We start from the raw sequence: 13,266 nt of genomic DNA on the forward strand, positions 1-13,266 counted from the left end.
ATTTCAGTGTCAAGCATATATCTGTACGAACATCTAGTAAAACGACATACTGACCTATAGCTAAAGTGACTTAGGTTTACCGATAATTTGAAAAACAGAAATTCGTCATTCCGCTACGTGTTAGCGGAATCTATGCTGAGATATCGCGGCGGTATGACGTAGGAAAACCTTTCTTGGGTTAGCTATAGCTAAAGTAATCTAGAAAATTAACGATATTTTATTCCCCGGTGAACGCTCTATTCTGTTTTCCAACTCTAGTTCTAAAAGAGCAATTAGAGCTATGTTGGTAGAAAGTCCGCTTGCTAATATAAGTTCATCTATATCAACAGGTACAGAGTTAATATGATCAACTATAACAGATTTTGCCTGTTGTAATTTTTCTTGTTTTTGGTTAACAGAATGGTGCTCAACATCAAATAGGTTTTTTTGCTGCGGAGGTAAACTAAACCTAATACTCTCTATTATGTCATCAGCGGATTCGATAAGCTTAGCACCGTTTTTAATTAAATAATTACTACCACTACAGCGTGAATCTAAAGGGAAACCAGAAACTGCAAACACCTCTCTCCCTTGATTTAAAGCAAAATCTGCTGTTATTAGAGAGCCAGAACGTTTCGATGCTTCAATCACTGCAACACCCAGCGATAGGCCAGATATAATTCGATTCCTTTGAGGAAAATATTGAGGCTTTGGTTTAGTAGCAAATGGAAGCTCAGTAATTACTAACCCACCGTTCCCAGTGATTTTTTTGTATAGATCAAAATTCTCTTTTGGATACACCACATCAATTCCGCTTGCTGTAACAGCAATAGTGGGATGATTTTTGTATATTACACTGTTTGCTGCAGTATCGATTCCTTTTGCAAGTCCAGAAACAATAACAAAACCAGCTTCGCTTAAATCAAGTGCCAACTTATTGGCAAAATTTCTTCCATTCATTCAAGAGTTACGTCTACCGATTATTGCAATTATCTCACGGCTTAATAATGATATATCACCAAACGCAGTTATTATAGGAGGACAACTAGAGATATTTCTTAAAAGATCAGGGTAATCTGGGTCACATGCGGGTATAATTTTAGCTCCAATTCTTTCTGCATTATTGATTTCTTCTCGTGCATCTTGAATGCCATACACCTTATTATTAGCCACCCTATTGAGATATTTTAGCACCTCATCTAGCGATCCATGTGTTCTTAGTATACTAAAAAATTTTATTGGTCCTATAGTTCTAGCCAAGCTTAACCATACTTCTAATTCTTTGTTGTTCAATTTATTTATCTTCATAAAAGGCTTGAATTTCTTATCAATTTAGTGTACCCAAGATAATGCAAATATACAGTGTTTTATGACGCATTTTGTTACAGATAAATGCATAAAATGTAAATATACGGACTGTATGGAAGTATGTCCCGTTGACTGCTTCTATGAAGGTAAAAACATGCTCGTGATTAACCCAGATGAATGTATTGATTGCGGAGTGTGCATACCTGAGTGTCCAGTAGATGCAATTGTAACTGATGATTCCATAAAAGATATTTTAGAACTAGATGAAGAGTTGCTGAGCAGCGAACAAAAAACTTTCAAGTTATTTTACGATATAAATGTAGAATACTCACAAAAATGGCCAAACATCACAGCTAAAAAGCAACCTCTCTATACTGCAGAAGAGTATAAGGAAAAAAAGGATAAAACAACTTATTTTGATGAAAATTTAGAATAATATTAAAAAAAAGATTAAACTCCTTGCATAACCATATAAAAAACTAGCAACTCACTCTTCTTTGTCATTCCAGCGCGTGACGCACAATCGTACAAACATTGCAATTTGCAGGTGGCAGATGGTGTTATGCAAGTAGCTGACACTGGTTTCCATCTAAAAGGGTAGTGCCTCTATGATGTCATCCGAGTAGCTGACACTGGTTCCTTTATGACGGTGTCATCCCAGTCTGGGATCCAGGAATTTTATTAAGTATAAAAGTAGCCGTTTTATGTTAAAATACAACGTTTTGATGATTATGAAAAAGCTGGATTCCAGACTGGAATGACACCACCTGCAAATTGCAATGTCTGTACAGTTGTGCATAGGATAAAACTATAGAATTTTTCAAAGCGTTTTTTCTATTGAAGATAAGAGCATCTTTTATATATGCTATATAGTAAAACATAGAATGCTTATGGTTCCAACTATAGCAATTTTAAGTGGTGGATTTTCTTGCGAAAGAGAAATATCACTGATGAGTGGAAAAGCCGTAAAGAAGGCACTTGATAGCCTTTCATATAATGCAATAGAAATAGATGTTGACAGCAACATTGCTGAAAAGCTTAAAAAGATTAACCCGGGCCTTGCTTTTATAGCTCTGCATGGACCTTATGGTGAAGATGGCTGCATTCAAGGTTTGTTGGAGATTTTAGGTATAAAATATACACACTCAGAAGTTATGGCTTCGGCTGTTGCTATGAATAAAGTGATGTCAAAGCATATATTTCGATCCCTTAGTATCGACACTCCAAAAGGTTATGTAATTAGCCGAGAAGATCTACTAAAAAATAATATTAAAATCGATTATCCGTACGTCTTAAAACCAATTAATGAAGGTTCTAGCATCGGAGTGCATATTGTTTTCTCACATGAGGATTATTTAAAACTGAAATTTAATGTCATTCCAGCGCGTGACCAGGCAGTATCTGGCTACTTGGATGACAAGGAAGGAGCTACTTCTGTGACAAAAGATTTGATGATCATAGAAGAATACATTCCAGGTGTAGAGTTACATACTGCTGTATTGCTAGATGAAGCAATTGGCACTATGGAAATACGACCAAAAAATAAATTCTATGATTATGAAGCAAAGTATACAGATGGATTTGCAGAACATATATTTCCTGCTGAAATTCCTGACAATATATATAAAATGACCTTGGAACACGCACTGAAAATTCATCAATTTTTAGGCTGTAAAACTATTTCCCGCTCAGATTTCCGTTATAATCCCAAAAATGACACTTTAAAAATGCTTGAGATTAATACACATCCTGGCTTTACTGAGTTATCGTTAGTGCCAGGAATTGCAAAATTGGCAAAAGGAATCAATTTTAATGAATTAGTTAAAATTATTATTGAAGATAGTTTGCAGCACAAAAATATTAGGGATTTAAGTCATGTTGAGCAGTATTACTAGAAGCCAAAGGAGTTTTTTGCGTAAGTGTGCCTTGGTTATTATCACAGCACTTTTTCTTACGCTAATGCTCTACAGCTCACTTGATAAAATAATAAATCGATTTAATTACTACTTTACTTGGTATAATGACTGCCTATCTAGTTTATTACTCAGTAGTGGATTTTCAATCGACGAAGTAGTCGTAAGCGGCAACAAATTTACAAACAAAAAGGACATTCTAAGTTTGGTAGATAGAACGCAACCTATCCTGTATATATCACTTTCAAAACTTGCCGGTAACATACAATCCGTAAGCAGATGGATAAAATACGTAAGAGTTCACAGGATTTTGCCCAATACCCTACATATTAATATAGATGAGCGTAAACCGTTTGCTCTCTGGAAAGATAATAACAAAACCTCGGTAATTGATTTCGAAGGTAAAGTGATCGTAGATGACTATCCAGTAGATGATCTTGTTGTAATTACAGGACAAAACTCGTTATCAAACCTAGAATTTGTTAGAGATGTGTTAGAGAGTAAAACTCAATTAAGTGACCACATTTCTTCTTTTGCTTATATAGGGAATAGAAGATGGAATATCATACTTGATAACGATTCCACAGTTAAACTGCCTGAAGATAACCCTTCTAGTGCATGGGACTATTTAAACCACTTGCACAATACAACTGATTTTACTTTCAGCGATTGGAGTATTATTGATATGCGTATTACTGATAAAATTTTTGTGAAGAGGTGATCTGGTGTCATCCCAGTAGCCCCTTTCTTGTCATCTAAGTAGCCTCCTTCTCCTGTCATCCCAGTGCCCAGACACTGGGATCCAGGAAACTTAACTTTAAATAAGTAGCTGCATAATAAAGACTAGATTCCAGCGTCACGCGCTGGAATGACACCTGTAGCCCTACGTCATACCGCGATTCATTCGCGGTATCTCATCCGCTAACAAGAGATCCCGCTGCGGGATGACGGTTGTCGTTTAGCTATAAACATTAAGAAATTTACCAAATAAAAAAAAGGCAAAAGAAGCTCTAGTCATTGTCTATTTTCTGTATTGGCGTTTTTTTAAGTCTTAAACATTGCAATTTAGCTGCTTTTAAGTGCAACTCACCTTAGTTCAAATGTTTAAGAAATTTACTAAGCAGAAAAAAAGGCAAAAGAAACCCCGTGTTAGCTAGTTGTCACTCTCTAATCCTGCAAATTGGCGTACTATGCTGTCTTAAACGACTTATAAGCGCGTTTCAGCTTATATAGGTAAAAACCCAGAAATGTTGTGAAGACATAAGGTGCACATAGTGCAAAAAATTAAAAATAAGACGCCAACCACGTTGTTTTCTTGCTGTTTAATCTGCACAGATGAAGATAACTGAATACCTTCAGTACCATGATAAGGGGGCTGGCGAGGCTTGTCAAGTGATTTTTGACGAAATGATTTTGAAAGTAAAGAGCGGGAGAAGGGGTTCGAACCCTCGACCTCAACCTTGGCAAGGTTGCGCTCTACCAACTGAGCTACTCCCGCAATTAAATTAACCTAAATTTACTTAATTATAGGCATACACAGCGATTTGTAAACCCCGTGTACACGAAAAATGTGAGAGCCCATAAATTTGCGTTGTTCCTTCTATGATCTTTTCGTATACTTAAGGCTCGTTTTTGATTATCATAGATTTTCAATTGTGCCAAAAAATGTATTAGTTTTGTGGAAATATTTTTATATAAAGACGACTTGCCAGCTAGTTCAATACCAGATGATATAAGGTCTATAGCTGTTGATACCGAGGCAATGGGGCTACTTCATAGCAGAGATAGGTTATGCCTTGTGCAGCTCTCTTTTAATGATGGCAACGTTCACTTAGTTCAACTCAAGAACGATTACACAGCGCCAAATTTGAGAAAAATATTAGAGGATAAAAATATAACTAAAATATTTCACTTCGCGCGATTTGATCTGAGCATAATACATTATTACTTGAAAACTTGGGCACTTCCTTGCTATTGCACGAAAATAGCTTCACGGTTAGTTCGCACTTACACAAATAATCATAGCTTAAAAGAATTGTGCTTAGAACTACTTGACACCAAATTAAATAAGCAACAGCAATCTTCTGATTGGGGAAATGAAAATTTGACAGACAAACAAAAAAGTTATGCTGCATCTGATGTTTTGTATCTCCATAAGATAAAGGAAAAGCTAGATTTAATGTTGGAACGTGAAAATAGAAAAGAATTGGCCCAAAAGTGCTTTGAATTTCTTCCTACTCGCATTGAGTTAGACTTAATGGGTTGGGAAAACGTGGATATCTTTAATCATCAGATATAACCATTTGTGAGAAGTTTTTTGTTCGTACAAGACACTTTAGGGCAATTTTTCAGAAGAATTTAGTTGATTAACTGTTGATTGATGCGCTATATTTTACAAAAATTTAGGTATTTTATGAGTGATGATATTACATTGGTAAATGATCAAAGTTTCAAATCTGAAGTCAATGACTATAAAGGGTTTGTTCTGATAGACTTTTGGGCAGAATGGTGTGGGCCATGTAAAAGTCTAATGCCGCGTATTGAAAAGTTAGCTAAAGACAAAAAAGGCAAGATTAAGATCTGCAAGTTCGACATAGATGAAGGGACTGAAGTGCCAAGTAAGTATGGAGTGCAATCTATACCCACTTTAATCATATTTCAAGATGGTAAGGAAATTGCACGCAAAATTGGTGCAACAAATGATTTGCTAAGTTGGGTTGATAGTGAAATAAGCTAATAGACAAATTTGCTTTTGTGTGTATTATAAATATTGATAAAAGGGATTGTAGCTCAGTCGGTTAGAGCATTTCGCTCATAACGAAGTGGTCGTAGGTTCGAGTCCTACCAATCCCACCATTGTGTTGATCTTAGCATGATCGTGATAATGAGAAAACTATAGTATATGAATTATATGTTGATATAATAGAGGAAATAATGGAATTTACTAAATCTTTGAATGATAAGTTAGATGAGTTGCACTTACTAAATCATCCATTCTACCAATCATGGAATACAGGAAGCTTAAGCTTGCAAGCTTTACAAACCTATGCTAAAGAATATTATCACGTTGCTGCGTTTCCTCGTTATATCAGTGGTATACATTTTCTGTGCCCAGATCTAAAAATGCGACAGGTTTTGCTTGGTAATTTGATAGAAGAAGAACAAGGTGATGAAAATCACCCAGAGTTATGGAAGCGTTTTGCTGAAGGGCTTGGTGCAACACGGTCTGATTTCCATAAGGATGCACAGATTAAAGAGACACAGAAGTTAGTTGATGGTTACTTTGATATTGTACGATCAGACTTTGCTTCCGGTTTGGGTGCACTTTATGCTTATGAATGTCAAACTCCAGAGGTTTCTAAGTCTAAAATTGAAGGTTTAAAAAAACACTATTCAATAAGTGATGAGCGTTCTCTTCAATTTTTTATGGTTCATATGCATGCTGATGAATGGCATTCTGAGGAATGTGCAAATCTTATTGCAGACTTAAGCGAAGAAGAGCAAGAGAAAGCCATGCAAGGTGCTAAAAAAGGAGCAAAACTCTTGTGGGGTTTCCTTGGCGGGATGATGAACGCTAGTGTGTGTCATTAATTGTAAGTAGATTAAACTCAGTGATATTAAAATGCAATATAATCTTCTTATATCTGATCTGCGGCTTTGGGTTCATTTAGGATGTAGTGCAGAAGAGAAGTTTCATTCTCAATTAGTTAGTGTTAATATTGATTTTACCTTTAAACCCCCCCCTTTAGGACTTACAACTGACCGGCTTGAGGATACTATATGCTACTTGGAGGTAGTTCAGAGTATTCAATCTCTCGTTCAAAGCAAGCAATTCAACTTAATCGAGCATTTAACTCATGATATATACAGGACCATTAATAACCTTGTGATGCAAAAAAAGCATATTATTTCTTCTATAGGCGTAACTATTCACAAAGTTGCACCACCCGTTCCTGGTGTGCATGGAGGTGTTTTCTTTACTTATCGTAATGCGTTGCAAGAATGATTTACATTTCTGTTGGCTCAAATATAGGAAATCGCTTTTCCCATTTACAAAGAGCTGCTCAGTTACTAAAGGAACGCTATTTTAAAGATTTAAAGTCTTCGATCATTCTAGAAACTAAGGCCATTTTACCAGATGGTGCTCCATCTGGGTGGGATAAGCCATTTCTCAACATGATTGTCTATGGAAGTTGTTCTTCTTCTCCCGAAGAGCTATTAAAAGGCCTAAAACAAATTGAGTGTGATATTGGCTGCCTGCAGGTCTATGAAAAGTGGGCACCTCGCGTTATTGATTTGGATATTTTGTTATGGGATGATCTAACGCTCGATACACCCTACCTTAGAATTCCTCACCCAGAATTGATAAACAGACCATTTTTGCTTCACTTGATGGCAATGCTGAACCCTATGGATAATACTCCAATAATCAACAAGACGTTCGGTACTGTTGATTATGATATTCCTAACATTCAAGATTGTTTTTTAAAGAGTTTTACGCTTTCGCCAGAGCTTGTGGGTATTGTCAATATTACTCTTGATTCATTTTCAGATGGTGGTCTTTATTATGATGCAGATCAAGCAACCAAGCAGGCACTGCGGCTGTTATCAGATGGTGCAAGCATAGTTGAACTTGGTGCTCAATCAACAAGACCTGGATCTTTAATGCAGATTCCAGAGGAAGAGTATGCACATCTAAAGCCAGTACTTGATAATCTTAGCGATTATATGAAAGCTGGCGATATTAAAGTTAGCATTGATAGTTTCTGGCCAGATGTTATTTTGAATGTTTTAAAACACTACAAAATTACCTGGGTAAACAATCAGAAGGGAGATCTAGATGATAATACCTTAAAAGCAGTTGCTAGCAGTGGATGTAGCATCGTTATTATGCATTCGCTCTCCATACCACCACATAGAGACAACGTTATTCCAGACAACACTGACCCAATTGATATCATAAATAATTGGGCAGAGAAGAGCATTAGCAGGTTACTTACCCTAGGTTTTGATCAAAGCTCGATAATTATTGATCCTGGTATTGGTTTTGGAAAATCTCTGTATCAGAATATCTGGCTTTTACGCAATATAGAAGCATTGCAAAGTTTTGGCTGCAAAGTTCTGGTTGGTCATTCTAGAAAGTCATTTATTTCTTCTTTTTCTACAGAACCTGTCTTTAACCGAGATTTAGAAACAATTGCTTTATCATCTGTATTGCACAACAAGGTTGATTTCCTTCGAGTGCATAATGTGCGTGATCACATGCGATTTTTTGTAGCTCAAGCTGCTTTACAGGAATGAAGATTATCGGAATTATGGCTGTTGATCCCAAGGGGGTGATTGGAATAAATAATGGATTGCCCTGGCATTATCCAAGTGAGTTAGATCATTTTCGTCAGGTGACTGACAAACAAGTTATTGTTATGGGAAGAAAAACATTTGAGATAATACCCCAAAACATATTAAAGAATCGTATCCCTGTTGTTTTTTCTCGTAACAAGTTAAGTTCTTGTTTTAATAGAGGTATAAAGTGCACTATTATTTCTTCTATGCAAGAGTTTTTGTCAATCCAAGGTAGTTCTAAAGTCTTCGTGATTGGTGGAGCACAAATAGCGCACCTTTTTTTGAAGTATGATCTAATCTCAGAGTTTATCATAACAGAAATTCACAGACCTTATGAAGGTGATGTATATTTCAACTTAACACTTCTTGATAGATGGAATAAAACTATTCTTACCAAAACAAAAGACTATACTATATGCAAGCTAACACGTTAATATGCATATTGAAGCAATTTATACCCACCGCATTGTATGTGGAGAAGTATTAGAGCAGGTTCTTGATTGCTATGTTTCAGAGTTGCTAAGAGAGGAAATTGTTCTTGCTATCACATCAAAAATCATTTCCGTTTGTCAAAAACAAGTAGTTTGCAAAACTGCTTGTTCTAAAGAAGAGCTAATTAAAAGAGAAGCTGATGCAATTGTTGATGTGGACCACAATCCTCATAGTATCTGTTTAACGATTAAAGATAATATCTTAATTCCATCTGCTGGCATTGATGAATAAAATGGTAATGAAATGTATATTTTATACCCAAAGGATGTTCAGAAAACAGCTCTATCAATATGGAACTATCTCAAGACAAAACACTGCATAAAACATCTTGGTATTTTGATTACAGATAGTAATGTAACACCTATGCGTCGTGGGGTTACGGGCGTTGCTCTTGGTTGGTGTGGATTTGAACCACTTTATTCCTATACAGGCAAGCCAGATCTTTATAATCAATCACTGCAGGTAACACAAGTCAATCTTCTTGATGCACTGGCAACGTCTGCTGTTTTAGTTATGGGAGAAGGGGCAGAGCAAACACCAATGGCAATAATTAGTGGTGCACCAAAGGTTCACTTTCTTACTCGTCCGCCAACTACAAAAGAAGAAAAAAGTGTTAAGATATCTATGAAAAAAGATCTTTATTCTCCTCTCCTCATGGGAGCCCGTTGGTTAAAGAGAAACTTAAGAAATTTGCTATTTCTTCATAAGGAGAAGTAGTTAAAGGAATTTACTCTATTTCTCCCTCTTTTTTATTATTTTTAATCTATAGTTAACGTAAAAGAGATATGCAAAAACTCTATTGATCCATAGTCTGCAAATTATTAATAACACTTACTTTAAAGAACCTTACTTTACGCTGATCTTTGAGCGCTCTTTTGTGGTATTTTGTAAGAGTATAACTTGTGAAATCGTCTTCACTATAGATTAAAGAGTTACACTGCTTTATATGTGATGCTATCCACTCTGCATAGTCCTGATGATCGCTTGCAATGAATATTTCCCCTGTTATAAGTATTTTTTTTGCTAATAAATTTAAAAATTCCGTATTAATTAATCGTCTTTTATTGTGACTTCTTTTTGGCCATGGATCTGGAAAGAGGATAAAGAATCTTTCAACACTGTTGTCAGGAAAATTTGCAATCAATTCTCTTGCATCTTCTGTCCATATTAAAATGTTTTTTATGTTTTGTATTTCTATGTTTGTTAGCAAGCGAGAAACCCCCTTTAAGTAGGGCTCACATCCTATAAATAATAGATCAGGTTCATTGAGCACCTGGTAAAGCATATTTTCACCGTTGCCAAAGCCTATTTCTACCCATATTCTTTTTCGTGAATTTACAATCTTCTCTATAGATTCTTTGCTGTTTTGAATAGAATGTTTTTCCAATATTTCATCAACATCCGGTTTTAACCTGGACCTTCTGGAGAATGATCTAATCCACTTGCTATTCTTAAATAGCATATTCTTGATACATATATAATTTTCTCACTATATTTTATATAGCTTAAACAATTCTCGAAATGAATTAACGAAAAATTACTTGTCAATAATTATTAATATTATATAATACATGAGTTCTAATAAAGTTTAAATTAAAGGTCACATTGCATGAATAATAATGATCCAGTTGTAAATCTACCGGTTACTATCAGAAAGCTATCATCAAACAAGTTTATAGAAGAGATATGTCAAGGCCAATTTGAAGATCAAGATAATGCCTTGTTTGAAGATTCTTTTGTTAACAAAATTAAAGAAGGAGATGTGGTAGAAGGTGTAATTACAAGAATAAACCCTAACGACGTTGTGGTTGATATTGGTTTAAAGTCTGACGGGAGAATTCTGATCAAGGAACTTGGTTGTAATGATGAGATCATTATTGGCTCGAAAATTAGAGTTTATGTGGAAAGAATTGAAGATTATTATGGTAATGTTGTTCTTAGCCGTGAAAAAGCAATTAGAGACGAGAAATGGAATAAGTTGGAAGAAGATACAGTTACAAGAGCTGAAGTAAGCGGAGTTATTAAACGCTCAATTAAATGTGGTTTTATTGTTGATCTTGGTGACGGAATAAGCGCTTTTTTACCGCTGAGTCATGTGGATTTGAAGCAAGTAAAAGACGCGAAGCACCTTGTTGAAACTGAACAAAAGTTCATCGTGCTTAAAATGGATAAGAAGCAAGGTAATATTGTAGTATCAAGAAAGCTGGTGTTAGAAAAATTGCACGCTGGTGAAAAAATTAAATTTTTAGAATCTTTAAATGAAGGCGATATAATAGAAGGAAAAATAAAAAGCATCACTCATTACGGTGTATTTGTCGGTATTCATGAATCAGATATAGTGGGGGTTATAGATGGATTGCTACATATTACAGATATCTCTTGGAGTAGAGTGAGTCATCCATCTGCAGTTTTTGCTTGTGGCCAGACTATAAAAGTTAAAATCATAAAAATAGATAAGGAAAATGCTAAAATTTCCTTGGGTGTGAAGCAGCTAGAAGATAGCCCTTGGCAAGATGCAGAGTCAAAGTATCCAGTTGATAGTGTGCATAAGGGTTATGTAACAAGCATAGAAGATTATGGATTGTTTGTTGAGCTTAGACCTGGAATTGAAGGTTTAGTGCACTCGTCAGAAATAACTTGGGTTAAGAGTAATTTACCAGTTAATAGTCTCGTAACAAGGGGACAAGAAGTATATGTAAAAATTCTCAGTATTGACATTGCTAAGAGTAGGATGAGTTTAAGCATGAAAAGGTGTGTAGACAACCCTTGGCAAGTATTTATCAAGAAATATCCTCCTGGTTCTATTGTTTCTGGTGAAGTGAAGAATAATACTGGCTCATATGTATCTGTTGCTTTCAATGATTCTGAAATAGATGAGAACGTAGAAGGGACAATATATGTGAAAGATTTAAGTTGGTCTAAAAATAGCTCAGATGAGATAAAGAAGTATAATGTAGGTGATAAAATAGAAGCAAAAGTAATAAGGGCTAACGTGAATCGGGCAAGAATTTATCTTGGAATAAAACAAATAGAGTATGATCCTCTTGAAGAACTGATAAAGAAAGTTAAGGTAGGCGATAAAATACAGGTTGTTGTAGGTAAGAGAGAAGATAATGGACTAGTCGTTGAAGTTGAGAACGATGTAACCCTTCTAATAGATCAAGAGCATTTACCGGAAAATAAAAAGTTCTCTATATCAGAAAAAATAGAAGTTGAAGTATTGGGTGTTGAAGAATATAACATAGTATTATCTGCTAAGTGATAAGGTTTACTTATTTTGGCTTCATATAAATGGCAACAAAGTCTGATATAATAGCGAGAGTAGCAAAAAGACATCCTTTTTTAGATAAGATTGTTATAGCAGCTATAGTTGATAGATTTTTTAGGATACTTTCAAGCACATTGAAGCATCATAATAGAGTTGAAATCAGGGGGTTTGGTTCTTTTTCAGTTAGAAGCTATAACTTGAAAGAAACAAGCTATTTAATGTTACAGAAGTTTACAAAGAATCAATACTTTAAAACATATTTTCGTAGCAGTAAAAAATTATCTGATTTGATAAATAAATAAAAACTTATACCATAAATAAGATGAAAGTAGGGGTTTGAGTTTATACTGTACGATAGAAATTTTTAGTACCATATGCAAGTAGTAGAAATAGTTATACGTAATAACACATACAAGATATCTTGCGAAAGTGGGAAGAAGAGCCATTTATTACGTCTTGCTAATAGTTTTGACAAGCTAGTTGGTTCTGTATCTCAAAAAACTGGAGGTAAGGGTTCGGATGCATTAAATTTCTTACTTGCAGCGCTAATTCTTGAGGATAAAATTTTAGAATTAACAAAGCGGTTGGATGAAGCAAATCAAGAGCGCGAAAAGTATAGAAACGAGAAAAGAATAGAATATATTGAGGTACTAGATAAGGTAAATAAGATTATCACTAATCTTGAGTGCATAAAGGATTAGCTTCAATAAAGCAAGCAATTAAATTGACTATCTGACTATTTAAGCCAGGAGGGAGGTTTGTCTTACGAGTTATGTAACAATATAATTCGTAATCATCAAGATCAACTATTTTTTCGTATTCGATTAGTTCGCTCAAGGAAAATTTATCAAGATATTTCAATGTGAAATGCCCTAAAAGTATATCGGTTTCTTTGCAACCCCTATGCCAGCTTCTATACATCAATTTTCTTCTGAGTAGTGAGGTATCTGTCATTACAATTAA

Annotated in this window: 16 protein-coding genes, 2 tRNA genes and 1 pseudogene; 15 read left to right on the forward strand and 4 right to left on the reverse strand. The window is 35.1% G+C overall.

Annotated features, from left to right (window positions below; all coding sequences use genetic code 11):
• Positions 1–198: 198 nt before the first annotated feature.
• Positions 199–1,287: pseudogene (dprA, locus tag OZD70_RS04950) on the reverse strand (DNA-processing protein DprA).
• 61 nt (positions 1,288–1,348) lie between these two features.
• Here dprA and OZD70_RS04955 point away from each other — a divergent pair.
• The 3 genes from OZD70_RS04955 to OZD70_RS04965 all read left to right on the forward strand — a co-directional run bounded on the left by OZD70_RS04955 (position 1,349) and on the right by OZD70_RS04965 (position 3,921).
• The gene (locus OZD70_RS04955; RefSeq protein ID WP_275021268.1) at positions 1,349–1,723 is read left to right on the forward strand and encodes a ferredoxin family protein; all 375 of its coding nucleotides are present in this window, start codon (positions 1,349–1,351) and stop codon (positions 1,721–1,723) included.
• A 448-nt stretch (positions 1,724–2,171) separates the two neighbouring features.
• On the forward strand, positions 2,172–3,182 hold the full coding sequence (locus tag OZD70_RS04960) for a D-alanine--D-alanine ligase (RefSeq protein WP_182183871.1): 1,011 nt from the start codon (positions 2,172–2,174) through the stop codon (positions 3,180–3,182).
• Entirely contained in the window at positions 3,163–3,921 is a 759-nt protein-coding gene (locus tag OZD70_RS04965) for a cell division protein FtsQ/DivIB (protein ID WP_275021270.1), read from the forward strand. The genes OZD70_RS04960 and OZD70_RS04965 overlap by 20 nt, the downstream gene beginning before the upstream one ends.
• Positions 3,922–4,625: 704 nt before the next feature.
• Here OZD70_RS04965 and OZD70_RS04975 read toward each other — a convergent pair.
• Positions 4,626–4,698, reverse strand: a tRNA-Gly gene (locus OZD70_RS04975).
• A 180-nt stretch (positions 4,699–4,878) separates the two neighbouring features.
• Here OZD70_RS04975 and OZD70_RS04980 point away from each other — a divergent pair.
• The 9 genes from OZD70_RS04980 to OZD70_RS05020 all read left to right on the forward strand — a co-directional run bounded on the left by OZD70_RS04980 (position 4,879) and on the right by OZD70_RS05020 (position 9,752).
• Complete coding sequence (locus tag OZD70_RS04980) at positions 4,879–5,499, forward strand: ribonuclease D (protein WP_182183874.1); 621 nt, start codon at positions 4,879–4,881, stop codon at positions 5,497–5,499.
• A 114-nt stretch (positions 5,500–5,613) separates the two neighbouring features.
• A complete protein-coding gene (gene trxA / locus OZD70_RS04985; RefSeq protein WP_275021271.1) occupies positions 5,614–5,937 on the forward strand; it encodes a thioredoxin in 324 nt (107 codons plus the stop codon).
• Positions 5,938–5,979: 42 nt separating this feature from the next.
• Positions 5,980–6,056 (forward strand) — tRNA-Met (locus OZD70_RS04990).
• A 78-nt stretch (positions 6,057–6,134) separates the two neighbouring features.
• Complete coding sequence (locus tag OZD70_RS04995) at positions 6,135–6,791, forward strand: CADD family putative folate metabolism protein (RefSeq protein ID WP_275021273.1); 657 nt, start codon at positions 6,135–6,137, stop codon at positions 6,789–6,791.
• Between the two features lie 31 nt (positions 6,792–6,822).
• Positions 6,823–7,206, forward strand: a complete 384-nt coding sequence (locus OZD70_RS05000; RefSeq protein ID WP_275021275.1) for a dihydroneopterin aldolase — start codon at positions 6,823–6,825, stop codon at positions 7,204–7,206.
• Complete coding sequence (gene folP / locus OZD70_RS05005; protein WP_275021277.1) at positions 7,203–8,501, forward strand: dihydropteroate synthase; 1,299 nt, start codon at positions 7,203–7,205, stop codon at positions 8,499–8,501. The genes OZD70_RS05000 and folP overlap by 4 nt, the downstream gene beginning before the upstream one ends.
• Entirely contained in the window at positions 8,498–8,977 is a 480-nt protein-coding gene (locus tag OZD70_RS05010) for a dihydrofolate reductase (protein WP_182183719.1), read from the forward strand. The genes folP and OZD70_RS05010 overlap by 4 nt, the downstream gene beginning before the upstream one ends.
• Before the next feature lies 1 nt (position 8,978).
• Complete coding sequence (locus tag OZD70_RS05015) at positions 8,979–9,266, forward strand: hypothetical protein (RefSeq protein WP_275021279.1); 288 nt, start codon at positions 8,979–8,981, stop codon at positions 9,264–9,266.
• A gap of 12 nt (positions 9,267–9,278) precedes the next feature.
• Positions 9,279–9,752, forward strand: a complete 474-nt coding sequence (locus tag OZD70_RS05020) for a coenzyme F420-0:L-glutamate ligase (RefSeq protein WP_275021281.1) — start codon at positions 9,279–9,281, stop codon at positions 9,750–9,752.
• 79 nt (positions 9,753–9,831) lie between these two features.
• Here the strand turns inward: OZD70_RS05020 and trmB are convergent, their stop codons facing one another.
• A complete protein-coding gene (gene trmB / locus OZD70_RS05025) occupies positions 9,832–10,497 on the reverse strand; it encodes a tRNA (guanosine(46)-N7)-methyltransferase TrmB (protein ID WP_275021283.1) in 666 nt (221 codons plus the stop codon).
• Positions 10,498–10,644: 147 nt separating this feature from the next.
• Between trmB and OZD70_RS05030 the strand changes: the two genes are divergently transcribed.
• From OZD70_RS05030 to OZD70_RS05040, 3 genes are all read left to right on the forward strand, one after another.
• Positions 10,645–12,297: a 30S ribosomal protein S1 gene (locus OZD70_RS05030; protein WP_275021285.1), complete on the forward strand. Its 1,653-nt coding sequence runs from the start codon at positions 10,645–10,647 to the stop codon at positions 12,295–12,297.
• A gap of 29 nt (positions 12,298–12,326) precedes the next feature.
• Positions 12,327–12,605: an HU family DNA-binding protein gene (locus tag OZD70_RS05035; protein ID WP_182183712.1), complete on the forward strand. Its 279-nt coding sequence runs from the start codon at positions 12,327–12,329 to the stop codon at positions 12,603–12,605.
• 72 nt (positions 12,606–12,677) lie between these two features.
• On the forward strand, positions 12,678–13,004 hold the full coding sequence (locus OZD70_RS05040) for a cell division protein ZapA (RefSeq protein WP_182183710.1): 327 nt from the start codon (positions 12,678–12,680) through the stop codon (positions 13,002–13,004).
• Here OZD70_RS05040 and OZD70_RS05045 read toward each other — a convergent pair.
• Entirely contained in the window at positions 12,979–13,257 is a 279-nt protein-coding gene (locus OZD70_RS05045; RefSeq protein ID WP_275021286.1) for an FAD assembly factor SdhE, read from the reverse strand. The two genes, OZD70_RS05040 and OZD70_RS05045, sit on opposite strands and share 26 nt — an antisense overlap.
• Between the last annotated feature and the right edge of the window lie 9 nt (positions 13,258–13,266).

It is taken from the genome of Wolbachia endosymbiont of Drosophila tsacasi, from assembly GCF_028982115.1.
Lineage (GTDB): Bacteria > Pseudomonadota > Alphaproteobacteria > Rickettsiales > Anaplasmataceae > Wolbachia > Wolbachia pipientis_B.